This is a genomic window from Niallia sp. FSL W8-0635 (assembly GCF_038007965.1).
In the GTDB taxonomy this organism is placed as follows: Bacteria; Bacillota; Bacilli; order Bacillales; family Cytobacillaceae; genus Niallia.
On the sequence record NZ_JBBOYD010000001.1, the window covers coordinates 3,829,306 to 3,854,704 of the forward strand.

At 35.4% G+C, this 25,399-nt stretch carries 21 protein-coding genes; 3 read left to right on the forward strand and 18 right to left on the reverse strand.

Going from position 1 to position 25,399, the window contains the following annotated elements:
• Positions 1–89: 89 nt before the first annotated feature.
• The 7 genes from NYE52_RS18430 to NYE52_RS18460 form a co-directional block, all read right to left on the reverse strand.
• Positions 90–1,523, reverse strand: coding sequence for an NAD-dependent succinate-semialdehyde dehydrogenase (locus tag NYE52_RS18430; RefSeq protein ID WP_341194395.1), 1,434 nt, complete (start codon positions 1,521–1,523; stop codon positions 90–92).
• A gap of 159 nt (positions 1,524–1,682) precedes the next feature.
• A complete protein-coding gene (locus NYE52_RS18435; RefSeq protein ID WP_341194396.1) occupies positions 1,683–3,923 on the reverse strand; it encodes a GAP1-N2 domain-containing protein in 2,241 nt (746 codons plus the stop codon).
• Positions 3,924–4,143: 220 nt separating this feature from the next.
• The gene (locus NYE52_RS18440) at positions 4,144–4,584 is read right to left on the reverse strand and encodes a VanZ family protein (protein WP_341194397.1); all 441 of its coding nucleotides are present in this window, start codon (positions 4,582–4,584) and stop codon (positions 4,144–4,146) included.
• A gap of 254 nt (positions 4,585–4,838) precedes the next feature.
• The gene (locus NYE52_RS18445) at positions 4,839–5,465 is read right to left on the reverse strand and encodes a nuclease-related domain-containing protein (protein ID WP_341194398.1); all 627 of its coding nucleotides are present in this window, start codon (positions 5,463–5,465) and stop codon (positions 4,839–4,841) included.
• A 54-nt stretch (positions 5,466–5,519) separates the two neighbouring features.
• Positions 5,520–6,515 carry an acrylyl-CoA reductase family protein gene (locus NYE52_RS18450; protein ID WP_341194399.1) on the reverse strand — a complete coding sequence of 332 codons (996 nt, stop codon included), beginning with the start codon at positions 6,513–6,515 and terminating at the stop codon, positions 5,520–5,522.
• 107 nt (positions 6,516–6,622) lie between these two features.
• Positions 6,623–7,435 (reverse strand): MurR/RpiR family transcriptional regulator, encoded by an 813-nt coding sequence (locus tag NYE52_RS18455; RefSeq protein WP_341194400.1) that lies wholly within the window; start codon positions 7,433–7,435, stop codon positions 6,623–6,625.
• Positions 7,436–7,469: 34 nt separating this feature from the next.
• Positions 7,470–8,066, reverse strand: a complete 597-nt coding sequence (locus NYE52_RS18460) for an AAA family ATPase (RefSeq protein ID WP_341194401.1) — start codon at positions 8,064–8,066, stop codon at positions 7,470–7,472.
• A 191-nt stretch (positions 8,067–8,257) separates the two neighbouring features.
• Here NYE52_RS18460 and NYE52_RS18465 point away from each other — a divergent pair, with 191 nt between their 5' ends.
• Entirely contained in the window at positions 8,258–9,346 is a 1,089-nt protein-coding gene (locus NYE52_RS18465; protein WP_341195230.1) for an iron-containing alcohol dehydrogenase family protein, read from the forward strand.
• Positions 9,347–9,377: 31 nt separating this feature from the next.
• Here NYE52_RS18465 and NYE52_RS18470 read toward each other — a convergent pair whose 3' ends face one another.
• The 3 genes from NYE52_RS18470 to ric form a co-directional block, all read right to left on the reverse strand.
• The gene (locus NYE52_RS18470) at positions 9,378–10,241 is read right to left on the reverse strand and encodes an NAD(P)-dependent oxidoreductase (RefSeq protein ID WP_341194402.1); all 864 of its coding nucleotides are present in this window, start codon (positions 10,239–10,241) and stop codon (positions 9,378–9,380) included.
• 132 nt (positions 10,242–10,373) lie between these two features.
• A complete protein-coding gene (locus NYE52_RS18475) occupies positions 10,374–10,736 on the reverse strand; it encodes a cupin domain-containing protein (protein ID WP_341195231.1) in 363 nt (120 codons plus the stop codon).
• 236 nt (positions 10,737–10,972) lie between these two features.
• The gene (gene ric, locus NYE52_RS18480) at positions 10,973–11,662 is read right to left on the reverse strand and encodes an iron-sulfur cluster repair di-iron protein (protein WP_341194403.1); all 690 of its coding nucleotides are present in this window, start codon (positions 11,660–11,662) and stop codon (positions 10,973–10,975) included.
• 153 nt (positions 11,663–11,815) lie between these two features.
• Here ric and NYE52_RS18485 point away from each other — a divergent pair, with 153 nt between their 5' ends.
• Positions 11,816–12,526 carry a Crp/Fnr family transcriptional regulator gene (locus NYE52_RS18485; protein ID WP_341194404.1) on the forward strand — a complete coding sequence of 237 codons (711 nt, stop codon included), beginning with the start codon at positions 11,816–11,818 and terminating at the stop codon, positions 12,524–12,526.
• 179 nt (positions 12,527–12,705) lie between these two features.
• Here the strand turns inward: NYE52_RS18485 and NYE52_RS18490 are convergent, their stop codons facing one another.
• The 8 genes from NYE52_RS18490 to NYE52_RS18525 all read right to left on the reverse strand — a co-directional run bounded on the left by NYE52_RS18490 (position 12,706) and on the right by NYE52_RS18525 (position 23,581).
• Entirely contained in the window at positions 12,706–14,187 is a 1,482-nt protein-coding gene (locus NYE52_RS18490) for a glycosyltransferase family 2 protein (RefSeq protein WP_341195232.1), read from the reverse strand.
• A gap of 468 nt (positions 14,188–14,655) precedes the next feature.
• Positions 14,656–15,885 (reverse strand): Zn-dependent hydrolase, encoded by a 1,230-nt coding sequence (locus tag NYE52_RS18495; protein ID WP_341194405.1) that lies wholly within the window; start codon positions 15,883–15,885, stop codon positions 14,656–14,658.
• 19 nt (positions 15,886–15,904) lie between these two features.
• Positions 15,905–16,147, reverse strand: coding sequence for a hypothetical protein (locus tag NYE52_RS18500; protein WP_341194406.1), 243 nt, complete (start codon positions 16,145–16,147; stop codon positions 15,905–15,907).
• Positions 16,148–16,167: 20 nt separating this feature from the next.
• Positions 16,168–17,643, reverse strand: a complete 1,476-nt coding sequence (locus tag NYE52_RS18505; protein ID WP_341194407.1) for an NCS1 family transporter — start codon at positions 17,641–17,643, stop codon at positions 16,168–16,170.
• A 50-nt stretch (positions 17,644–17,693) separates the two neighbouring features.
• Positions 17,694–19,112, reverse strand: a complete 1,419-nt coding sequence (gene hydA, locus NYE52_RS18510; protein ID WP_341194408.1) for a dihydropyrimidinase — start codon at positions 19,110–19,112, stop codon at positions 17,694–17,696.
• Positions 19,113–19,166: 54 nt separating this feature from the next.
• A complete protein-coding gene (gene preA, locus NYE52_RS18515; protein ID WP_341194409.1) occupies positions 19,167–20,441 on the reverse strand; it encodes an NAD-dependent dihydropyrimidine dehydrogenase subunit PreA in 1,275 nt (424 codons plus the stop codon).
• A gap of 18 nt (positions 20,442–20,459) precedes the next feature.
• On the reverse strand, positions 20,460–21,833 hold the full coding sequence (locus NYE52_RS18520; RefSeq protein ID WP_341194410.1) for an NAD(P)-dependent oxidoreductase: 1,374 nt from the start codon (positions 21,831–21,833) through the stop codon (positions 20,460–20,462).
• Between the two features lie 368 nt (positions 21,834–22,201).
• On the reverse strand, positions 22,202–23,581 hold the full coding sequence (locus tag NYE52_RS18525; RefSeq protein ID WP_341194411.1) for an aspartate aminotransferase family protein: 1,380 nt from the start codon (positions 23,579–23,581) through the stop codon (positions 22,202–22,204).
• A gap of 183 nt (positions 23,582–23,764) precedes the next feature.
• On the opposite strand from NYE52_RS18525, the gene NYE52_RS18530 reads away from it, so the two are divergent.
• Positions 23,765–25,399 (forward strand): PucR family transcriptional regulator, encoded by a 1,635-nt coding sequence (locus tag NYE52_RS18530; RefSeq protein ID WP_341194412.1) that lies wholly within the window; start codon positions 23,765–23,767, stop codon positions 25,397–25,399.

The window sequence follows — 25,399 nt, forward strand, 5'->3', positions numbered from 1 at the left end:
GTTTATTGGATGATATCATATCTTTGTACGACTTTCTTCTGTTTTGTCAGAATTTCTTACTCTATTTTTTCAAAAGAGATTAAAAAATCTTAAAGGTCTAGTTCTAATGAAAGAAACTTATAGTCTAGATAGTCCTCTAAGCCATATTTTCCACCTTCACGCCCAACTCCCGATTCCTTAACTCCGCCAAACGGTGCTTGTGCTGTTGTAGGTACTGGATCATTTATTCCGATTATTCCGTATTCTAGTCTTTCGGACATTCTAAAGACACGAGAGACATCTTTTGTATAAAAATATGCAGCAAGTCCATAGGAAGTATCATTTGCTAGACGTAATGCTTCCTCTTCAGTATCAAATTCAAATATTGGCGCTACTGGTCCGAATGTTTCTTCTGTAGCGATTTTCATCTCATGGGTAGCATGTAATAGAATGGTCGGTTCATAGAAATGTCCTTTTTCATAAACTTCGCCTGCTGGTTTCTTACCTCCATAAATTACTTTTGCCCCCTTTTCAATAGAATCGGAAATGTGGTCCTCTGTTTTAGCTACGGCCGCTTCATTAATAAGTGGTCCAATTGTTACATCAGATTGTAGACCATTTCCAACTACTAATTTCTTCATTTTCGTCACCAAAATAGCAGCGAAACGTTCTGCAATGGTTTTCTGTACGTAAATTCGATTGGTACAAATACAAGTCTGACCAGCATTTCGAAATTTACTTAATATGACGCCTTCTGCTGCTTTTTCCAAGTCGGCATCTTCGAAAATGATGAATGGTGCATGGCCACCTAGCTCCATTGAAATTTTCTTCATCGTAGCTGCTGCTTTTGCTGCTAGCTCTTTACCAACCTTTGTAGATCCTGTAAAGGTTATTTTTCTTACTTCTGGTCTTTCCATCATCGCATCTCCAATTGGGGCTGCTTCTCCATGCACTAAATTTAGCACACCATTTGGCAATCCTATTTCATGAAAAATTTTCATTACCTCAATCGCTGTTAAAGGTGTGGATTCAGCAGGTTTTAAAACAACCGTACAACCAGCAGCAAGAGCCGGTGCAATTTTTCTTGCAAGCATCGCGATTGGAAAATTCCATGGCGTAATGGCCCCTACTACACCAACTGGCTGTCTTAGCACAATGATTCGCTTTGATTCAGAACTAGAAGGAATGGTATCCCCGTAGACCCGCTTTCCTTCTTCTGCATACCACTCTAAATAATCAACTGCTAAATTTACTTCTCCCTTCGCTTCTGCGATTGGTTTACCCATTTCAGTCGTAATAATTGTTGCTAGATGATCTATTTTCTCTCTTAACTTATCCGCTACTGTTTTTAAGTAAAAAGCTCGTTCTTTAGCTGTTTTCTTTGACCATGATGGTAAAGCGTTCTTTGCGGCATCAATTGCCAGATTCCCTTCTTCCTTTCCTCCTCTTGCTATCTGTTCAATGACCTCACCTGTAGCTGGATTATAGACTGAATAGGTTTCTCCTGAGACTGAATGACACCATTCTCCATTAATATATTGCATTTCTATTCTCCTTTCTCGTCTGTTTTTTTCTTATCATAGCAAATATTTTTGATAAAACCACTTGATTAAGCTTGACTCGATTGTAAAATCAATATGGTAAGGAAATAATTTCTATAAAAAAAGAGCATCCTTTTTTAAAAAGACACTCCCTTTTCCCCATTAATTTACATAATAATAAACAACGACACCTAGAATGACAAGCACAATTAAAAGTATGCCATATTTCCGAAAAAACTTTACTCCTGAATTTGCAGTTTGCTCGCGCACTTCTTTTAGTAATTTTTTCAATGATTGTGAACGTATATTCGTTAATTCTCTTTTCATTTCTTTCTTTTTCCAAATAGAATTTCGATCTGTTATCAAATAGTCCTTTAAAGCATGAATAAATCTTGGGCTTGTCCCGAATTTTTTCAGTGACCATTCAATATAATCTAGCATTTCATCCTCTGAACCATATATTGCAATATAAGAAAAGACTTGGCGATACTCTACTCCCTCCATTCCTCCAGGAAATAGAAGCAGGAAACGTTCGTATGGTTTAAAAAGCCCATTGTCTTTTATAATCTCCTGTGCCAAATCACTTGCCTTCCCTTTGATTGGTATACTTGCCATGCGAAAAACATGCTGGATTTGTTCAAGAGGAAGATAGAAGTAAGTATACAGTAGCTCTAGAACCTCAAATTTTTCCTTCTCCCATCCTTTCATTTCAAAGTGACGTTCCTCTTTATCTAGTAAAAATATTTCTCCAAAATTCTTCACATCTGCAAGATTAACTTTTTCTAGCTGTAATTGGACCAATAGCTGTGCCTTTACATCAGGCAGCACCATTCGTTTATACGATTGAAATGGAATAGATCTTTGAAAATAAGTAATTACTTCAAAAACTACTGCAATAGGATGACTGCTTTTTTTAACTTCATATACCAGTCTATTTTTCGTCAATTTTATAAAAATCGCATTATGTTCAAAAGAGGAATTAACTTGCAATAATTTTTTTATCGTAATTAATACATTCGATAAAGAATGTTGAAAGCTAAATTTTTCCTTTAAGTAATCTTCCGTAATCTCTGCATAAGAAAAAATATCGCTCATATAGGATAAGACTTGCTGATAGGTGTCTGGATATTTCTCCAAAATACCCCATAACGATTGGCAGATGTCCTCCCCTTCATAGTAAGCAAGGGTTTTAACTGTAAATTCCACAACATCTACATGCTCAACTGCCTTTTGAATTTCTAAAACTAATTTCAGATAGTCTTGAACAATCGAACCATCCTTCATTAATTGTTCTCTATGGAGTAGCTGTGTGAAAATGTTGACCAATTCTCCTTTTTCTCGATGATTCTTTTGAAGAAAAGCTAACAACATTTGTAGAATCGCTACTTTATCATTTTCATAAAAATAATAATCTAGCTTTTCCATATAGAATAAGAGAAATAAGTCATCATAAGTTTGAATAGTTAGTTTCTTTTGCTTATCCAATCCTTGTAACGCTCGTTCACAATATACGAAAAACTCATCAAGCTCAGTAGCGGTTTCAAGTGCTTCATAGGCGTAATGAAGATAATCATGTTCTTCTTCCTTAAACACCAACCCACTGCTTTTATGCTGTGTTAAATCAAAAGTAATTTGATTCTCCACCGCTCTGTTTCTAAGACGAATGGAACCTTGTTCTACAAACATTACATGAATATTATCTATAATCTCCGGTTCATTATGAAACGTAGTTGCTCCAAACATTCTTCTTGTTTCATATGGCATATAAATAAATAGTAGTTCCAATAACCACATGGAATATTTATGATGCCATTCTTGTGGAGCTGGAATCGATATATATACCCTTTTCTTTTCAGCGACGGCAGTAATGCACGCGAACAATAGCTCCTTAAATGTCTTTTCATCCAATTGTAATACATGGAATAATTCTTGCTTTTTAGCAAATATATTTTCTTTTGCATAGGATACATCTTCTATTTCTTCTAATTCATCCTTTAGGTTGTCCATATCTTCCGAACCATAGAATTGTTCTATATGGAAGATTTGGGAAGGCTGATGAATCCATTCTTCTTTTCTACTTGCCGGAATAATATAATGATGTACAAAAAGACGGTTCTTTTGTTTCGAGCTTTCTGCAGGAGTAAAACTGGATTTTCCTATAACTAATTCACCTGTCTCAGGCTGTATAAATGTAAATAGCGGTGGATAAGCATCTATTTCTTTATCCCCGCTTTTCTTTAATTCACTCGGCATATGATAGGTACTAATGGGATTTAGATATTTTTTTACGAAGCTTTCATCGACGTTTGGCGACACAGCTAATGTATCAGCCACCTCACCGGTAAGAAAAAGACCTTTACTATCCCTAGTTACTATTTGCTGCTGTATCAGGCTTTTTCCCATTATCCTCTCTCCCTTCTTCTCCCTATTATGTATTTACTGCGAATTTTAATAGAAATTCGTATAGGGAAAAACTAAAATGTTTTTTTAATCGATAATCACTATATTTACTATTTTATTATATAAAGAGAAATCTCCATAATTTTTTATTAAATAAAAAAACAGCTAATACCTGTATTATACAGGCATGCTGTTTTTTTAAAAACCAACTTTGCAAGACTTTTCATAGAAATATAGAAATTCTTTTCTTTATCTTCCTAATTCCTCGAAATATCCCATACCCAAAAATAGTCCCAAATGTATTTAAAATCAAATCGTCTATATCACTCCATCTATTTTCCATAAACCACTGAATTATTTCGATAGAGCAAGATAGCCCAGCACCTGTTAAAAGCACAGTTCGAAAGGCATTTCTTTTTGGAAAGGCTAATGGGTAAAATACTCCAAATGGAATAAACATAATAATATTTCCAATATTATTTACAAGCGTGGTAAAGATACTACCATCTAGAAAAATCTCTTTGATCATCAAAAATGGCGTAAAATTATGCCCACCTTTAGCAATCCCTGTTCCTAAATACATATTGGGGAACATCGTTAAATAAACGATCGATAATAAAGAAGTAAGAAATAAACCATCGATAACTAATTGTCTTCTACTCATAGTACATCCTACATTTGTTTTTTTAATTAGATTATCCATTTATTTAGTATTTTATTCCAATATTTTGTTTATGGGGACATGTTGGGTCTTCTCTGTTACGTTTTTTTCTGTTTTTTCTGGTTGTGTGTGGGCTTAGAGATGGGGGCTCTGTTACCTTGACACCTTCTTTTGCTGGCTTTCGGGCTCAGAGACGCGTTCTCTGTTACCTTGGCCTCCTCTTTTTCCAGATTTCGGGCTTAGAGAGACACTCTCTGTTACCTTCCAATCCTCTTTTTTTTAAAAGGGGACTTATTAATATGCAAGGATGTTAATTTTTCAGCTAGTTGCTTCTGATATTTGTTTGCCTTTGAGGAATGATGATTTATTCTTTTTAAAGATCGCTGGATTTGTGTTGGAAAAATAAAAGGTAACGTTAAAGGTGCTTGATAGAGGGTAAACTCAGGATTAATGAAGACAACAAAGGAAGTGATTGTTTTATTCTCCAAACCATGCTTTTGAAGTATTTGTTGAAATAGTGTTTCGTTCCTTCTTATTTGATTTAATGGATTACTGATTTCCTTATGATTCATCGTAAATATGCGATCATTTTGATAGTAATAATCTCCTTCGTAATTCTTTATTTCAAAAAGATGAATTTCTTCTGCTGTGATGATTGTGGAGTCAATCTGTAAAGTGTTATTGTTCGTTTGGAGTAATAAATCATGGATGATGTAGCAATTTTCTATAAGGTTTTCAGTGAGGCTATCAAACATTTTTTCTCCTTCAAAGCATTTTTGCAAATTAGCTAAATACTGTTTTTCATTCGAACTAAGTTCCAACCGCAGATTCAAAGAATTTAAAACGAATATTTCTGGAGATACTGTACGAGGTTTATAAAGCATAATAATTGGACTCATCCTTTCAGAGGCTATTCCGTAAGAACAGCCTCTCCTTTTTTATTCTACAGCAACAATAATTCTTCCTGTTATTCCACCTTTTAAAATAGTTGGCAGTCCATCAGGCAGCTGCTCTAAAGTTACTTCTTTGTATATAAAAGAAGTCAGATCTTCTGGCTTTAAATCATTTGCGATTCGCTCCCAAATTGCTTGTCTTTTTTCCATAGGACAATAAACGGAGTCGATGCCAAGCAGGTTCACACCTCTCAGGATGAATGGAAATACACTTGTCGGCACAGCTCCTCCACCTGTTAATCCACTTACTGCGACTGATCCACCATATGTTATTTTACTAATAATAGCAGCCAGTGATTCTCCACCGACAGGGTCAACTGCTCCAGCCCATAGTTGCTTGTCTAATGCTTTTACCTTGCCGTTATATACTTCTTCTCTTCCGATGACACTTGATGCTCCAATGCTTTTTAAATATTTCTCGGTTTCTTTCTTACCTGAACTTGCAACGACGTTGAAACCTAATTTAGAAAGCATGGCTACACCGAAGCTACCTACACCACCAGTAGCACCTGTAACCAAGACAGGACCATTCTCTGGCTTCACTCCATTATCCTGCAAACGTTGCACAGAAAGAGCCGCCGTAAATCCTGCTGTTCCGATAATCATTGCTTCTTTCAGACTTAATCCTGTTGGTAGCGGAACAATCCAATCAGCTGGAATACGGGCATATTCACTATATCCACCAGAATGAGATACACCAATTTCATAGCTAGTAGCAATGACAGGATCCCCTTCTTTAAAACGACTATCTTCTGATGAAACGACAATACCAGCCAAATCAATTCCTGGAATATGTGGGTAGGAGCGCACAATTTTGCCATCAGGTGCACTAGCAAGTCCATCTTTGTAATTCACTCCAGAATAATGAACTTTTATAACTACTTCACCAGACGATAAATCTTTTAAAAAAATATGCTTTGTTTCTACTGAAAACTTGCCCTCTTTATTATCAACTACGACTGCTTGAAAATTTTTTTCCATTATTATGTCACCTCGTACTCATAGTACCAATTAAAAAATAGCAGGTCAAAACAAAGGAATCACCCTATTACCATAGTAATAATGAGGAATTCTCTAACGTAGCAATATTACTGTGCGTTCTTAAATGGATATAGCTTTTGGTAAAATGCAATCGCGAAATCAAAAAAATACATGAGAGCAAATCGCTCTGAGGAAAAGCCTGTTCGATCATATGTTTTTCCGTGGAGTCGATATACGATATCAGCTGTATCTATAAATGGAATCTTTTCATTATGAGTAATAATGATTGTTTTCACTTTCCTCTTTTGAATGGCTTGCATCAACTCCAAATTCCCCTTTATAAATCTTCCAGACGGGCTTGTGATAATAGCTACAGATTGTTCATCTAATTCTGCTATTTCCTCCATTTGCTCTTGTATATCCGAAAAAGCTCGTACAAACTTCCCATATTTTACTAAGCGATATTGGAAATCTTGAGCCATCGCTTGAGATAACTGCGTTCCAAAGAAGGAAACCTTTTCAGCATTATGGATAGTTTCTAAAACATTTCTCATATTAGCAACATCCATCCCTTTTTCTATCGTCTCGAGCCACTCAACCATTTTTTGATAAAACTGCTTTTGAAGTTCTTCGCCTACTTCATTCACTTGTAATCCTTGATCAATATATTCATCCACTGGATTTTCTAACCTATCATTTTTGGCAATATCTTTAAATTCTTGAAAAGAGGAATAGCCAATTTTCTTACAAAATCTCGTAATTGCAGCAGGGGAGGTGTAGCAAGAATCTGCTAAAATGGAGATATTCATATTAGCAATTTGACGTACATCCTTTAATAGAGCCAATGCAATAAAGTAATTTGTATCTTTTGTTTTGTAATTATTAATAAAATCTAATAAACGAAAAATAATATCTTTCAATATGTACCACCATATTTCATTAAATTTATTTACCTTACTTAAATAAACTTATCTCCTTAAGCTTAATCAAGAATCGATCCATTCTTTTTCTTAGCAGATTTCTTTTCTCTTCTTTTAGTTTTAAGCCTGTAACTTGTGCAATTTTCTCTAGGACTTCCTCTATAGGTAAACCATCTGTATCTATATGGTCTTTAAATAAAGGTCTTTGTAGCTGCTGTATTCTAGCTTCTGCTTGTTTAAATGCCCAGGAATTTTCCCCTTCTAATCTGCTTCGCAACCTTTTTTTAATAGTAGCTTTCGATGCCATAAGTGTAACATGCTTCACACTTATTTGATCCTCCCGTAATCGAGAGAGAATTTCGTGAAAGTATTCTCCTTTCGTGATTGTCATCGGTACAATAATGATTCCTTCATAATGTATGGCAATTTGCTTTAATAAGGAATAGTTCGTTTCCCTCCAAATAGGAAAATCTTGAAAATCATCCTTTTGTAATGACTTAGGAATATTTTTCATCAATACATATCCAAAGCTTTCTGGATCAAAAACAAATGCTTTTTCTATTCTTTTCTCTAACTCATAGGCTGTTGTCGTTTTCCCTGAACCAAATGTCCCATTAATCCAAATAATCATAGAATACCCCCAAACAGAAAATTCTTCTCTTTACTATAGCAAATTTATAAAGCATTCTTCTTACTACTTTCTTCTAGATGATAGATTTTTTGAAAAGAATACCTACTTTTCGTTTCCTGGAAGTTGTATAATTTTTAGAATAATAGATTTTTTCACTATTGGATAATTGTAAGGAGGAAAAAAACATGCAAATTCAGCCAGAGGATATCGTTAGAAGTGGTCCTAATCAATATATTTGTAAAGAAGGAATTCTAAAGGAATTAAATAGTTTTCTATCTCCTTTTCAATCTCCTACCATTATAACAGGCTATAAGTCTTTTCAAGCATTTTCGCAGTATGTCGATACTATTCCTTCTGAATGGAAAATTATTCAGCATGCCGGCTATAGTTCTCAACAAGCAGTCGATCAAATCGCTAAAAGGTGTACAGCTACAGATGTAATTATCGGAATTGGTGGCGGTCTTGTTTTAGATACGGCTAAAGCTATCGCAAATCAATTAAATATCGAAGTGGTATTAATTCCAACCGTTGCAGGAACCTGTGCGGCAAGTACTCCATTAAGCGTGATTTATTCGCCTGAAGGAGTATTTGAAAGAGTAGCTTATCACAGTCGTTCTAGTTATTTAACATTAGTCGATCCTTCCTTTTTAATTCATGCACCAGTTGATTATTTAAAAAGTGGCATTGGCGACACATTAACAAAGTGGTACGAAGCAGAAGCTATTATTCGCAACGCGAATGATAGTCGAGCACAATCTTTATTTGTTCAAGCAGCTTTAAGCCAGTCTGTTTTCATTCGGGATATTTTGCTAAAGGAGAGCATTGAAGCAGTTCAAAACAGCGAAGCAGGTATTGTTACACCAAGCTTTACTAAAACGATTGAAGCAGTCATCACTTTAGCAGGAACAGTAGGTGGATTTGGAGGAAGATATGGCAGAATGTCTGGAGCGCATGCCATTCACAATGGACTAAGCTTTATCGAAGAAACACATACAATCCTTCATGGACAAAAGGTAGCATATGGCATATTAGTTCAGCTCTCCTTAGAAAATCGCATAGACGAAATCGAAGCATTATTATCCTATTATCAGAAGCTTGGTTTCCCAACCAATTTGGCAGATTTAAATATTGTCGACAATCAAACAGAAGCATTGCATAAGATTGCTGCACATGCTGTTAATCCAAAAGAATCTCTTCAGCTAATGGGGTCGTATTCTGTTGATGAAGTCATAGCGGCAATGAATGTTCTTGAAAGTCTCACTAGAATGAAACAAGTGTAAAACTTGTAAAGGAGATGAATCTAACATCGCATTAAAGCGATGTTGACCCATCTCCTTTTAGCTCTTTTAATATAGCCATCACATCTAATTCCCCGAGACCCTTTTCAAGTGCATTCTGGTAAGTTTTATTTGCCGATGAACCGATAGCCTGTAATTCCATTGTTTCACTTGCTAAGCGCAAATCCTTCGCCATATGCTTTAGCGCAAATGCTGCCGGAAATTCATTATTTAATATAGACGGTGTTTTCATTTTTGATATAGCTGTTCCGACTGCACTCTCATTAATAATTGTTAACATGTCCTCTTGCTTAATTCCTTGTTTTTCCGCAAAAAGAACAGATTCAGCGATTCCCTGTACAGTAATCCCCAATAAAAGGTTAATCGCTAATTTAGCATTGCTTCCAGCACCAGAACCTCCGAGATAAATAGATAGTTTACTCATTGGTTCAAATACAGATTTCACTTGTTCGTATACTTCTTCATCGCCGCCAACTAAAACGAGTAGTTTTCCCTCCTTTGCTGGCTGAACACTTCCTGAAACTGGAGCATCAAGATATTTCACCCCATTTTCTAAGGCGGTGTTGTATATTAATTGAGACGTTTGCGGGGAAATAGTACTCATATCAATAAATATTTTCCCTGCTTCCGAATGGGATAAAATCCCATTTTCAATATAAATGCTTTTCACAGCATTATCGTCAGATACCATCGTAAAAATGACATCACTTTTATCAACTACTTCTGTTAACGAAGAAGCCTGTTTAGCACCAAGTGTAGCCAGTTCCTCCCCTTTATCTGGTGTGCGATTATAAAATGTTAATTCATAGCCAGCCTTTACTAAATTTAAAGCCATCGGAATTCCCATATTTCCTAATCCAATCCACCCTATTTTCATGCAAACATCCCATCCTTTCCATCCCATATTCATACACATTTTACCATATTGCATATAAAAATACGTATTTACGATCCCAGTTAAAAGAATGTTAAAAAAACCCATTCCTTTTAAATAGGTTTTTTTAACATTCTAGATTGTCTCTAAATTCGTTTTCGTTTTTTCATTTACTTCATTTCCTGTATTTATTGTTGTCTTCGGTTCTAATAAAAGTACATGAACCTCTTCCTCTGCAACCGGCATATGCTCGACTCCTCTTGGAACAACAAGAAATTCTCCTTCATTTATCCAAACATCTCGATCACGAAACTTAATTAATAGCTTTCCTTTTACCACCAAAAACATTTCATCCTCATTTTCATGCTGATGCCAAACAAACTCATCCTTAACCTTTACTAGCTTTACAAAAGATTCATTTAATTCGCCAACAATTTTAGGATTCCAATAGTCATTAAAGATCGAAAACTTTTCAGCTAAATTTACCTTCTCCATAATTTTCCTCCTCTGATACATAAAGTGAGATTTCTCATCATTGCGTCATTTCCATACCAATGAACATAAACTGTATATTTTTTTTACAACAGTTTTCTCGTTTTCACAGAATCTATGTTCATCCTATCATAATTTACAAAATACAATCATATTTTTATTTAATTTTCTGAAAAAAACACAATAAAACTTTCTCTCACTTTATTACTGTTCTAGAAAACTAGGTAGGTTTCATTTCTTACTTATAGTCTTCTAAACAATACATTATTCTCTAAATGAATGTGATCAAATGTTAAGCTTTCCAATTCTTCCAATTTTAAATAAGTTAATCGATAAGTATTGCATGCATCTATTGGCAATTTATAGTCATTCGTAGCCTGACGGATTTTTTTCAGTATATCTCCTGCCCCTTCATGCTCCTCTTCTAATATACTAATTTCTGCTCTTGCTTCTTCAAGAACTTCTGGTGATTTACTAGAATCAAATTCCTTTACCTTAGGAAAAATTCGTTGTTCTTCTCCAAGCAAATGTTGCTCTAATTCATCTTTTAATAAGAAAAATTGGGTATATACTTCTTTCAAATGAGTGTCTCTTTCCCCATGCACACGGTATACTTTACTCACAAATGCAGATAACTCTTCTAGTAAATCCCTTGTTTTGGCATGATAATGGTGAATGATATAATTCACTAACTCTGTTAACGGCATATTTATCCAATCTACATCTTCCGTTGCTTGCATTTGCTCGTACATGATATTGAGCACTTTTATTAAATCCTTATCTTCAAGCTGTAAGGATTCAATTACTTCACCTATTGGACGATTTCCTCCACAGCAAAAATCAATTTTATATTCTTTAAATAGCTTACTAGCAGCTGGAAACTTAATAATAATATCGCCTGTTTTTGTATCCTCTGTAAAAATAGTACTCATTTTGACACTCTCCTTTATTAGAATAGCTTCAGTATAGGAGAAAAAAGCAAAGTAAAATAGGATTGAAATCACATATCAATACTTGTTATAATTTATTCAGATATCCATATTGTCAATTGTGAAAAAATACACAAACTATACCGAGGTGTTTATATGCAACAACATGCGAGTGAGCCTTGCCCAAAACGGGTACCAATTTTCCATTCTTTATCCGAACTAGAAATTCAGAAAATAACAGCTGTTGTCCATCATAAGCTCTTTAAAAAAGGGGAAAGGATTATAGAGGAAGGGGAAAAATCAACATCCCTCTTTATTATTCATAGTGGAAAAGTAAAACTATCTAAATTAACTGTTCATGGGAAAGAACAAATTGTCCATTTATTAACAGTAGGAGATTTCTTTGGAGAACACAATCTCTTTCATGAGGATACAGTCATGAACTTAAGCGGCTATGCATTAGAAGATACAAAGATATGTATCTTAAAGAAACAAGATTTTGATCAAATTATGGCAAATAATCCGGCTATCTCTTTCAAACTATTAAAAACGATTACTTCTCGTTTATCTCATATGGAAGATTTAGCAAAAACGTTAGCAACGAAAGACCCCGAAGTTAGAATTGCCAATATGTTGCTAGAATTTTGTGAGATATTTGGGACAAAAAAACAAAATTTGATTCTTATCAATCTTCCTATTACAAGAGAAGAAATCTCGAGCTATGTAGGTCTTACAAGAGAAACCATTAGCCGGAAATTTGCAAAGTTTGTGGATAAAGGCATTCTTACTTTAATTGGAAACAAGCAAATTCTTATTAAGGATAAAGCAATGCTTCAAACAACAGGGGATTCCTTCCCGATTAATTAATGTAATCCGGAGTTATCCCCTGCCTCCATTTCTTCCAATTCCTATGAATTACCTATAGCTATTCTATTCCGAAGAATATGTCCCAAAATACTTTATAGAAAAAAAGGAAAAATCATCCTTTTTTCTAAAACAAAATAAAAACGCTTAGATTTATTATCCAAACGTTTCTTCTTTAATACCTAGGCTGAATGTCTCCCTCGTAATGTCCAAATTTGATAAGCCATCATTAATGATTTTATAATCGTTAAGTATGTTAATGTTATCCAACCACCCATCAAATATGGATTAATCGATTGTTGAAGAGCCTCACTCGTTAGAAAATCACGATAATAGTAGCATACATACCCGATAATTAATATAGTAATTGTTCCAAGCAACATTCCTTGGGCTAATTTACTACGCGTTTTACCTGTCTCTGCAGCATATTGATTTGCCCATCCATCCTTCTTATTAGAAGATAGCTTTTGCAACCACACTTGACTAAATGTCATTAAATTTACCCATAAATAAATTTCAGGAGCAATTAATAACGCTGCAAATATGACATCTATTGTCCGATGCATCGGTGTTTTGATGGCAAGAATCGTATTAAGAATAGATGCTAATACAATTGGCGTTAACCAAATCCAGGACCAATAAAATTGATCTGTCGCTAATGCAACACTCAATAAAACAACAAATAGTACTCGTATTACTAAATCCGATAATGACTTTAACTGATTTCGCCAAATTTTCCCCTTATGTCGGGTATGAATACTTAAATCTTTATTTGTAAGTAATTCAACGGTCCCAGAATTCCACTTATTTCGTTGCTCCCTAAATGTATGGTAGGAACGCATAGCATCTACAAAACAACGTCCTTTTGGACTAATAAGCGTCTTCCATCCAGATTTTTGCAATTGCCAAGTAAGCAGCATATCTTCCACGTCACTATCATTTTGCCAAGGTCCATCTAATTTATTATGGTTTACTACTTCTTGTAATGCTTCTGGTCGAAATAGTGTTGCTTGACCTCCAAGTACATATGTACTGCCGCCATTATACTGAAGATCTAACAGCCAGCTTGCCATATCTTGTTTTTGCTGATGTGTCCACCATCTACTAATCGGGCCACCATACTCGCCGCTAGCTATCTTTTCTTCATAGTAGACATCATGTTTACTTAACAAGCTCTTCTTTTTTGGCATACGCATTGTATACTTTGCCATTACTCCCCCAATGTTGCGTCCACTCATCAGCCCTTCCCAAAGGTACTTTAAACAGTTAGGGGCTAATCGACTATCCGCATCCATCCCGAGAATTGCTTTAATACTTTGTTTATATAATTCTTGTGATTCGGTTAATTGTATATGATAGAAATCCATAACATCTCCATACAATAATTTCCACCCACTATTTAAAGCACCCACTTTACGAAGTTTATTTCCTTCTGTAACAATCACTTTGAGATTTAAACCAAATTCTTCGCCTGCCTTAATTGCTTTTTCCTCTGTTCGATCCGTACAATTATCTGCGATGACATAAACATCTAACTCTACGCCTTTTGGAAGCAATTGATCGTTTAAACCAGCTAAACAATCTCTTATCGATTTCTCTTCGTTGTGAGCAGGAATTAATGCAATAATTCTCGGTTTCATATACGATTTCTTTACACCAGGCATGCTAAAAAACGATATACTCCCTTTTTCCTCTTCCACTACTAACGACAATGAATCCACCAACTTTCATTTTCTTCATAATGCTATGTTAGACTTCATCAGCTTCTACTTACCTATAACCATCCGTTCTTTAAAAAGAACAAAAAGAGCAAAAAAATAGTCATTTCATTTTGGTTTTCCACCAACGTCAAATGTTCTTATTTAAGAACATTTTATCATGATAATAACTAACAGTCAATCAAACTTCACAACTTTTTCACTATTTTGTTTCTTTTATAGAACAACTTTCTCTCAAAACAACAAGATAAATTCTTCAAAATAATGAACACCAATGAATGAACCCTGCTAGAACAAGCCATAACTACTGTATCTCTCCTTTCGATAAAAAAATGGAAGCTAGCCCATACTTAGGCTAGCCTCAATAAATACTTATTCAACATTCCTGTTTCATATTCCCTAACATTTTAATATTTATTTCTCTAAGCTTAATACCGTTTCTAATAATAGATTTACCCCCTTCTCACAATCCTCCCATCGTGTAAGCTCCTCCTCACAGTGACTTTTTCCATTTATACTTGGTACAAAAATCATCGCTGTAGGGACAATACTTGCCATAAATTGGGCATCATGACCGGCACCACTCGCCATTGTTTTATATGAATATTTTAAGGAGTTTACCGACTTCTCTATATGCTCTAAAATCGTTTCATCAAACCAGACAGTATTTCTATCCCATAGTTTTATTGCTGTCATGCTGCAACCCTCTAGTTCAGCAGTAGTATCTAAAGCTTTAATTACACTCTCCACCTGTTTCATAATAAGTGTGTCCTTATGTCGTGCCTCTAATGTAAAAACAACTTTATTTGGAATAACAGTATGAATATTTGGATAGGTATTCATTCTACCTATCGTAAAAACTAATTCCTTATCCAATTTGCCAAGCTTCTCTCTTATTTGCGTTATTACATTATTAGCAGCAAACAGAGCATCATTTCTCATCGACATTGGCGTCGTGCCAGCATGATTCGAATCTCCACTGACTGTTATTTCGTAGCAGACCATACCAACAACACATTCTACAATACCAATATTTAGCTTCTCTGCTTCTAAAACTGGCCCTTGTTCAATATGCATTTCTAATAAAGCTGTAGCTTTTTTCAATCGATTATTATAATCTCCATCATAGCCAATCGATTTTAATGCCTGTTCAAAACTAATTCCATTTTCATCTCTTTTTTGCATCATTAATTCTTTATTAAATTTTCCTGTAATAACCCCGGAAGCCATCATAGAAGGTTCAAACCTTGCCCCTTCCTCATTGGTGAAATTAACAAGCATTAATGGAATCATTGGTTTAATGTTATTGTCTACAATCGTTCTGATTACTTCAAGACCAGCAGCTACTCCAAATACGCCATCAAATCGACCACCCTTTTTCACAGAATCTAAATGAGATCCCATTACAATTGGCGGTTTCTCTGTTTCTCCTTCCAAAAGTGCATACATATTTCCCATATCATCAATGCTAATAGTCATCCCCAGTTCCTCACAACAACTTTGAAAATAATTTCTAGCCTCCTCATCCTCTTTCGATAAAGCAAGTCTAGTAACCCCATTATTTTCGGTCCGACCAAAATCAGCAAATTTCTCTAATGAAGCTTTTAACCGTTCTCCATTCACTAATATCTTTTGTCCTTCCATTGATTTATCCACTCCTTTTTTAACTATTGGAAGTATGCTGCATTTTTAATTGTTCTAGTAAAAGTACGGAAAAATATTTTCTCCCATCAGCAGTATGGATTCGTAGCATTTGTTTCTCTACTAAGCTATTGCTCCTATCATATTTTTCTAATTGGATAATGGCACCATTTAAATCTTCTATTATATTTTTTATTTGATATCCGTCTGATATAAAATAATCTATTTGATCACGCTCATGTAAAAATTGCTGATAGTCGGACATATTTACTCCTCCTCTTTAAACTAAACTCTTTCCGCAATCGCATCCTCTAGCCCTGAAACTTCCTCTTCTGCTCCATCAATATACCAATCATGACTGACTGTAATTCCTAAATATTTTTCATCACTTGGATCTTCTATTTCAGCTTGTGGATATTTTTTAAACCACCAATATTTCGCTAATACATAATAAAGCCCAGCTCCTACAACAAAACCAACGATGGACGAATAGGAGGAAAGCAGATTAGCAAGCACGCCACCGACAATCCAAGCAATGAATCCTGCGAGATTTATGCCTTTCATATATCGAAATTGTCCATGTGGTTCATATAAATCTATTACATTTACCCTTCTTTTTCTTAAAAGATAGTAATCTGCAAACAAAATCCCTACAATTGAGGTTAAAATTCCACCGATAACAAGCAAAGCACTATTTAACACTTCAAATAAACTCCATGGCTGTGCAATCACACCAATAATTCCAGCAATCACTACTCCCACCCAAAACGGCATTTTCGGTCCGCCAACATTTGAAAAAATTGTAGCTGCCGGTATAACATTGGCAGATGTATTCGTAGACCATTGAGCAAGAACAATCATTAATAATAAGATTCCTAATGCGAAACCACTTGCTGCTTCTTGCAACGCAACTACAGGATCTGCGTTAGAAACAGCCATATAGGATACTGCTCCAATGATAATCATAAATGTGTTCACAATTGGCATCACAACGATACTTCCTAATAGCTGTGTTTTATTTCGTTTAAACCAATTCCTTTCCTCCTTTGGTGCTTTAAAAAACCTAGAAAGTGAAGGCATATCGGCAGCTAAAGTTGCCCAAAAACCCATATTGCTCATAACAATTACCATAAATGCTGTAAAAGCAGCTCCCCCCGTTACAGGACTTTCCACCCATGTCCATACATCTTTTCCTTCTGCAATGGCTTTATCAGATAAAGCTACATACATCCAGCATGAGATTAGAATAATAATTGGCGCTGCTAAATCAGCGAATCGTTCAATTGATTTTATGCCTAAAGAAGTATTTAATAATTGCAATCCGGCAAAAAGAAAAAAGCATAAAAGCCAATTATCAAAGCCAAATAATAAGTTTAGAATGGCGTTAATGGCAGTCGAACCAAAATACGTATTGATTCCAAACCAGCAGGCGGCAGTAACTCCCCTTACAACGGAAGGAATGTGAGTGCCAATTGTTCCAAAAGGAGCCCTCATATATACAGGGAAGGAGAGCCCATGCTCCACCCCTATATCTCCAATAATGGTCATTAATATTCCTATCGCTACTGAACCTAGAATAGTTGCTAATATAACCATTCCTAAAGGAAGGTTTATTATTCCGCCTCCGCCAATAGCGAATGCCGCAAGCACAATTGCCATTCCTACCCAAATAACCGCAAATCCAAAAGGACCAATATTTCGTTTTTCATGACTAATTGGCAATAAATCAGGCGATTTTAAATAATTACTTTTTTGGGACATACAAAACACCTTCCTATTATTCAGAATATTAAGAATTTACAACTCGTAAATTACTTTATTGTTAAAGATTCACTTTTTGCCGGTATTACTTCTCCATACTTTGCTCGCTTTAAATATTGACCATTCCCAGCCTTCCCTACAAATACTTTATTTTTAATCACATATTCCCCTTTAGATAATACCGTAATTGGCTCCCCTTCTATCTCCATGCCTTCAAACGGATTATAATCAACAGCCATATGATGGGATTCAGCAGAGATTATTCTTTCTACTTCCGGATTAAATAAGACGATATCAGCATCTGCACCAATCGCAATCGTTCCTTTTTTCGGATATAATCCAAATAACTTGGCAGCTCTAGTTGAAGTTATCTCTACAAACTGATTGATGCTAATTTTCCCTTTTTTTACTCCTTCTGAAAATAAAATACTCATTCTATCTTCAATGATTGGACCTCCATTCGGTATTTTGGAAAAATCTCCTTTTCCTAAATCCTTTTGCCCTTTAAAATCAAAGGAACATTGATCTGATCCTAACGTTTGTAGTTGGCCATTTTTTAATGCATTCCATAACACTTCTTGATTCCATGCTTCTCTTAATGGAGGAGACCAAACATATTTTGCCCCTTCAAAGTTAGGCTTTTCCAAATAAGTTTGATCTAATACTAAATATTGCGGACATGTTTCTCCCCAAATGTCTACTCCTTTTTTTCTCGCTTCTTCTAATTGTTTAACTGCTTCCGCACAGGAAACATGAACAACATAAAGCTGTGAATTAGCTAACTGCGTTAAAGTTGCCGCTCTACCTGTTGCCTCCCCTTCTGCTTCCGGTGGTCTTGTTAGTGCATGATAAATGGGTTCCGTATTTCCTTCTGCCAAAGCTTTTTTTACCAAATAATCAATTACATCTCCATTTTCAGCATGAACCATTACTAATGCGCCTAATTCCTTTGCTGCTATGAGTGTCTTAAACAATGTCTCATCATCTGCTTGAAATTGATTCTTATAAGCCATAAACACTTTTAAAGACGTTATGCCTTCCTCAGTTATCATTTCCGGTAATTCCTCTAGCACCTGATCCGTTACTTCTACTATCTGCAAATGAAATCCATAATCAATCACTGCTTTTTCATCAGCTTTAGCATGCCAAGCATCGACTGCGCTTTTTAAGCTACTTCCCTTTGTAGTCAAACAAAAATCAATGATAGAAGTAGTGCCGCCAAATGCTGCAGCCATTGTTCCTGTTTCAAAATCATCCTTTGTTGTTGTACCACCAAAAGGCATATCTAAATGCGTATGTGGATCGATGCCTCCTGGAAAAACATATAAGCCTTTTGCATCAATGATTTCTGACTGAAGGTCTGTTACGTTCTCAGCAATTTGCGTAATTACTCCATTTTCGATTGCGATATCTGCAACGTATGTGTCAGTTGCCGTCACAATACAGCCATTTTTAATTATTTTTTTCATTTTCATTCCTCCAATCATTTTTGTCTTCCTACTAACCTTTACAACAGTAGATAATTACTTATTGCCTATCCCAAATGCACTAACAGCCAATTGGCGTTCATTCCATGTCATCGGTGGCATTCCATTCGCTACTTCTATCATTTCAATCGCCCCATCAACTGGACATACAATCGAACATAGATTGCAACCTACACAATCCTCTTCCCTAACCTTTAAATAGCTTTTTCCATTACTATCCTTAAGCATGTCAATACATTGATGACTTGTATCTTCACAAGCAATATGACATTTATTGCAATTGATGCAAACATCATTATTGATTTGTGCAACCATTTGATAATTTAAATCTAAATTTCCCCAGTCTGAATATTTCGGTACAGATTTGCCTATTAATTCCATGACAGATGGAATCTGTTTATCATCTAAATAATTATTCAATCCATCAATCATATCTTCAACGATTCGGAAACCATGGTGCATAGCAGCTGTGCAAATTTGAACATTTGTTGCTCCCATTAGCATAAACTCCACTGCGTTTTGCCAATTGGAGATTCCGCCGATTCCTGAAATAGGAATATTAATTAGGGGATTTCTTGCACATTCTCCTACCATATGTAAAGCAATCGGCTTTACAGCTGGTCCACAATAGCCCCCATGTGCTCCTTTTCCAGCAACATGGGGAATCGTATCCCATGTATCAATATCTACTCCTGCCAGGCTATTGATTGTATTTATCATACTAATCGAATCTGCCCCTCCATTCACTGCTGCTTCTGCCGTGGCAGTGATATCCGTTATATTAGGGGTTAACTTTACGATGACTGGGGTTTTTGCTACTTCCTTCACCCAATATGTCTGTTTTTCTACTAATTCCGGCACTTGCCCAGATGCAGATCCCATTCCTCTTTCGGCCATTCCATGTGGACAACCAAAATTAAGTTCTAAGCCATCAACACCTACCGCCTCTACTTTCTTCACAATTTCATGCCATTTTTCTTGCTTTGGTTCCACCATCAAGGAAGCAACTACTGCATGATTCGGAAATTTTTTCTTAGTTTCATAAATTTCTTTTAAATTTATATCTAAAGGTCTGTCGGTGATTAATTCGATGTTATTAAATCCCGCAACTCTTTGCCCGTTAAAACTTACGGCCGCAAACCTAGAGGAAACATTCAAAATCGGCTCTCCCAGTGTTTTCCATACTGCACCTCCCCATCCTGCTTCAAACGCACGTTGCACTTGATAACCAGAGTTCGTTGGCGGAGCAGATGCTAGCCAAAAAGGATTCGGCGATTGAATACCAGCTAAATCAACATGTAAGTCTGCCATGCTATTATTCCTCCTTTATTATGCAGTTTCCATCTGTTTTGAAAGAAAAGATTGGTGAATACGATAGGCACTTTCCTTCCCTTGCTGTGCTGCAGATACAACCATTGCCTCACCTTGCCCTTTTCCAAAAATAACATCACCACAAGCAAATACCTTCCTATTACTTGTTTGATATGTCGTAGAATGAATTTGGACAACTCCTTGATCATGTTCTACTCCGAATTCCTCGATTAAATCGATATATCTGGATTGCCCAATCGCCTTAATAACAGCATCCACTTCCAATATAAAAGTCGAGTTTTCTATTTCAATTGGCCTTCTTCGACCATCTACATCTGGTTCTCCAAGCATCATTTTCACACACTCTAAACCGATAACCTCGCCCTTTTCATTCCCAATTATTTTTTTCGGAGCTGTTAGCCATCTAAATTCAACACCGTCCTGTTTAGCAAATTCATACTCAAAATCATAAGCCGTCATTTCTGCTTCTGTCCGTCGATAGACAATTTTGACATTTTCAGCTCCTAAGCGTATGGAACAGGTAGCCGCGTCTATTGCTGTGTTTCCAGCACCAATTACAGCAATCTTCTTTCCAGCTAAATGCGTCGATAACGGTTTCGTCTTTGTTTCTTTTACAAACTCAATTGCATCATAAACGCCAATTAACGATTCTCCTGGAATTCCTATATTCGGTACATTCGCCATTCCAATAGCCAACAAAACAGAGTCATAGTTTTCAAGAATCTCTTGTACGGAAATATCCTCCCCAACTCTCGTGTTCGTTCTGATTTTCACTTCTAAATTTCTTACTTGTTCTACTTCCCAATAAGAAACTTCTTTCGGAAGACGGAAAGAGACAATCCCATATGTATTTAAACCTCCCGCATTACTTTCTGCTTCAAAAATAGTTACATTATATCCGAGTAACGCCAGTTCTCTTGCTGCTGAAAGTCCTGCTGGACCACCACCTACAATTGCGATGCTTTTATTCGTTGGAGGAACATTGCGTTTAAAGAGTACCTCGTTATTTTTCATCGCCCAATCGGTTGCATATCGTTGAAGATTACCTATCATAATTGGTTTTGTTGAGTTGTTCAGCACACACGCTCCCTCACACAATTCTTCTGTCGGACAAACTCTGGAACAACTTGCTCCGACAGGATTAGCTGACATAATTGTTTTCGCAGATCCTTTCAAATTTCCTGAAGCTATTTTTTTAATAAAACTAGGTACATCGATACCAGTTGGACAAGCAGTAATACAAGGTGCATCATAACAATAAAGACAACGATTTGCTTCTTCTAATGCCTCCTGTTTCGATAATGATGCTTCTACTTCAGAGAAATTAGATAATAATTGTTCATAAGAAAACGTAACGTTAGATTTTCTCATAATCGCCCTCCTTCAAGTTGGTTAATAGCAAATGAAGAAAAAATACAATGCACTTATGTTAGAACTAATTAGATTCTTTTATAACAAAGAAACTTTGTACCTTGTGTTGTGTAATAAATGAATGTTAGTAAGTATTTTTTGTTGAAGAAAAAAGTAGATTAATTGTATTGATGTTTAACGACGGAGAAGTTAATTATGATGATGTTAATTTTCATAACATTTATAGGATAAGATTTCCCTATTATAATCTGACATCCATATTTAGTAAATGTTTTTTATAGAAAATTAACAATATACTACTTTTTTCTTAAAAAACACTACTAAATATGTTAGATTTTCTTTCATAATATCTGTTGGTAATTTAATTTCTATTTGGATAGAACCTTCTGAGCCAATTGATTATTTTGTAGTACTTTCATCAAGATAGAAACAATAAAGGTTAGGTCATCTTCCGTTGATGATAAAGGTGGGCTAAGCGTCAGAATATTATTGTATCCATCAACGGTGTCACCGTTTTTCCCAATAATTAGTCCTTCTTTTTTACATTCAGTAACAATCTTAGCTATAAATTTAGGGGAAACAGGAACTTTGGAAAGTTTATCTTCGACTAACTCTATTCCTATGACTAGTCCTAATCCTCTTATATCTCCCACATTCGGATGACTATTTAAGCCAATTTTCAGTTGTTCTAAAAGATATTTTCCACTTTGGGCAGATTTTTCTACTAAATTTTCCTTTTCTAATATTTCGAGATTTTTCAAGGCTACAGCACAGGATGATGGATTCCCACCAAATGTATTAATATGGCGAAAATGGACATTTTCTTCTGTCCCTTTAAACTTCTCAAATATTTCTTTTTTTACAGCTGTTACAGATAAAGGTAAATAAGCGCTAGTTAGTCCCTTGGCCATCGTTACAATATCCGGCTTAATGTTAAAATGTTGGTGACCGAATTTCTTACCAGTTCTTCCAAACCCACAAATAACTTCATCCATGATAAGTAAGATTCCATATTTCTTACAAAGCTCTTGTACCTTTTCCATATAAGTCTGGTGCGGTATTAATACTCCACCACCTGTAATGAATGGCTCCATAATAATCCCTGCGATTGTCTCTTTTTGCTCCCAAATTATTTTTCTCTCCAATTCTTCAATCAGCATAAGATGATACGCCTCCACTGACATATTTTCTGGTCTGCGATAGGAATCAGGAGGTGTTACGTGAAGAAATCCACTAGCAAGCGGTTCATATTTATATTTTCGCAATGCCTGTCCCGTTGCCGACAATGCCCCCATTGAACTTCCGTGATAGGCACGATGTCTAGAAATAAATTTAAAGCGACCATGCTCTCCATTTTGCTGATGATACTGACGAATTAATTTGAAGGCAACCTCATTCGCATCCGATCCACTATTTGAATAGAAAATCATATATTCCCCTTCTAACCATTCATTGATTTTCTCTGCAAGTTTTATAGCTGGAATATGACTCTGTGTTAACGGCATATAGCATAGCTCTTTCATTTGGTCATAAGCAGCTTTTGCCAATTCCTCTCTCCCATAGCCAATATTGACACACCAAAGTCCAGACATTCCATCTAAATAGCGATTTCCATTATGATCGATAATCCATGATCCTTCCCCTTTAACAGCAATCATTGCTGGGTTCTCTTCAACATATGGAGAAATGTGATGCCAAACATTGCCTTGGTCCTTTTCGATTAATGAATCCACCTTTGCTTTTTCCATGGAACCAGCTCCTTACAAACAAGTTAAGCATACGTACTTTTTTGCCACCAAACAAAAGGACAATTAATTGACGATGCTTGTTAACTAAGATACTATATAATTTACAGATTATTCTCACTATTTTCATTTTACATGGTGTCAAATGTTTTAATCTTTTATTTTACAAATAGGAAGGTGCTTAAAATGGTTCTTGGTGAATTAACAGTAAAAGAAGCATTAAAACGAAATACGTTTCAGCACGCGAAAGTACTGACAGGTGTAAATGGATTAAATAGAGTAATTAAATGGTGTCATATATTAGAAGTGAAAGATATCGATTTATTTATCAACGGAGGTGAATTAATTTTAACTACTGGTATTGGTTTATTAAATTCTAGTAATCAAAGTAACTATGTAGAAACATTGATAAATAAACATACTGCTGGATTATGCATTGAACTAGGCTCTTTTTTTCAAGATATCCCTAGTAATCTTTTATCGTTAGCAGAAAAAAAAAATTATCCAATTATTATTTTTGAGAAAACAGTAAGATTTATTGATATAACTCAAGATATTCATTCTCTGTTAATTAATCGTCATCATCAAAACATGTTAGATTTGGATCGCTTATCTCAAAATTTAAATAAGCTTTCCCTGCAACCAAATGGAATTTTAAAAATCCTTCAGGAGCTATCACTTTATTTCCAATCTCCTTGTTTTTTTATTACAAACAATGAAAAATACTATTATCCTACTAATCAAGGGGAAACAGAAAGAACCATTAGAGAATATATACATAACCATCTGAACGATACTAAAGAATTAACAACCTTTCCGTTAAATAACAAATCGTATTGCTTAAATACAGTACGACTATTCGAACAAATTTGGGGCTATCTTCTTATTGAAAATAAACAATTTCCCTCTACTGAGCTTACTGCCCTTATGTTAGATCGAGCATCCATCGCACTGTCTCATATTCTCCTACGCAATCGTACAATAGAAGAGCGGAAGCAAAGCGATGAGGCAGAGCTTATCCATTCACTCCTAAATTTGGATACCTTGGAAAGTAATCAGCTAAAGAACATTCTACCTATGTACTGTTTTTCCCATTCTTTCCGATTGATTTGCTGGCCACTACTAGAAGAAGAGCATGGGAGTACTAGAAAAGGAGATGAATTTAAACTCTACCTCTTAACTTTATTACGTCCTTTTTTTAAGAAATTAGGATTTCATCCAGTCATCTCCTACCGACATCAAGAATTAATAGTACTGATCTATATGAATCCCCCAAAAATAGAAAAAATAAATTGGCAACAAATCACTGAAAAATTAACAGTGCTTACAGAAGACTACTTTCCTGCACAATCTATTTTTGGCATTAGTTCTATCCACCAAGAACCAATAAAAGCAAAAACTGCCTATGAAGAAGCAAAGCAAATCATCCTATTAAAGCAAAAAAAATTAATTGATTGCCATAATTATGAGCAAATAGGAATTTATCATCTAATACTTCCTTTATTAAAAACGAAAATAATGAAAGAATATATCCACATTCATCTGGGAAAAGTGATGGAGTATGATCGATTGAATAGAAGTGAACTTCTTAAAACACTCGCCATCTATTTAGATTGTAACGGTAATAAAAAAGAAGCTTCCGAGCGATTGTTTATCGTGCGACAGACTCTTTATCACCGAATCGATAAGCTAGAAGGAATACTAGGCGGCAATTTTATGGATTCGTCTAATCGATTAGCAATAGAAGTTGCCATAAAAGCCTTTTACTTAGAAGAGGAAGCGATTCACTTTAAAGAACAAATAATTGCTGACGTAAAATAA

Coding starts and splice junctions, on each gene's coding strand:
- NYE52_RS18470 (WP_341194402.1), bottom strand. CDS start 10,241: ATGAAAATAGGGTGGATTGGATTAGGAAATATGGGAATTCCGATGGCT.
- NYE52_RS18450 (WP_341194399.1), bottom strand. CDS start 6,515: ATGGAAAAAAATTTTCAAGCAGTCGTAGTTGATAATAAAGAGGGCAAG.
- NYE52_RS18530 (WP_341194412.1), top strand. CDS start 23,765: ATGGTTCTTGGTGAATTAACAGTAAAAGAAGCATTAAAACGAAATACG.
- NYE52_RS18435 (WP_341194396.1), bottom strand. CDS start 3,923: ATGGGAAAAAGCCTGATACAGCAGCAAATAGTAACTAGGGATAGTAAA.
- NYE52_RS18440 (WP_341194397.1), bottom strand. CDS start 4,584: ATGAGTAGAAGACAATTAGTTATCGATGGTTTATTTCTTACTTCTTTA.
- NYE52_RS18505 (WP_341194407.1), bottom strand. CDS start 17,643: ATGTCCCAAAAAAGTAATTATTTAAAATCGCCTGATTTATTGCCAATT.
- NYE52_RS18500 (WP_341194406.1), bottom strand. CDS start 16,147: ATGTCCGACTATCAGCAATTTTTACATGAGCGTGATCAAATAGATTAT.
- NYE52_RS18525 (WP_341194411.1), bottom strand. CDS start 23,581: ATGGAAAAAGCAAAGGTGGATTCATTAATCGAAAAGGACCAAGGCAAT.
- NYE52_RS18460 (WP_341194401.1), bottom strand. CDS start 8,066: ATGATTATTTGGATTAATGGGACATTTGGTTCAGGGAAAACGACAACA.
- hydA (WP_341194408.1), bottom strand. CDS start 19,112: ATGAAAAAAATAATTAAAAATGGCTGTATTGTGACGGCAACTGACACA.
- NYE52_RS18445 (WP_341194398.1), bottom strand. CDS start 5,465: ATGCTTTATAAACCTCGTACAGTATCTCCAGAAATATTCGTTTTAAAT.
- NYE52_RS18495 (WP_341194405.1), bottom strand. CDS start 15,885: ATGGAAGGACAAAAGATATTAGTGAATGGAGAACGGTTAAAAGCTTCA.
- preA (WP_341194409.1), bottom strand. CDS start 20,441: ATGGCAGACTTACATGTTGATTTAGCTGGTATTCAATCGCCGAATCCT.
- NYE52_RS18430 (WP_341194395.1), bottom strand. CDS start 1,523: ATGCAATATATTAATGGAGAATGGTGTCATTCAGTCTCAGGAGAAACC.
- NYE52_RS18490 (WP_341195232.1), bottom strand. CDS start 14,187: ATGCCTGGTGTAAAGAAATCGTATATGAAACCGAGAATTATTGCATTA.
- ric (WP_341194403.1), bottom strand. CDS start 11,662: ATGAGTACTATTTTTACAGAGGATACAAAAACAGGCGATATTATTATT.
- NYE52_RS18485 (WP_341194404.1), top strand. CDS start 11,816: ATGCAACAACATGCGAGTGAGCCTTGCCCAAAACGGGTACCAATTTTC.
- NYE52_RS18520 (WP_341194410.1), bottom strand. CDS start 21,833: ATGAGAAAATCTAACGTTACGTTTTCTTATGAACAATTATTATCTAAT.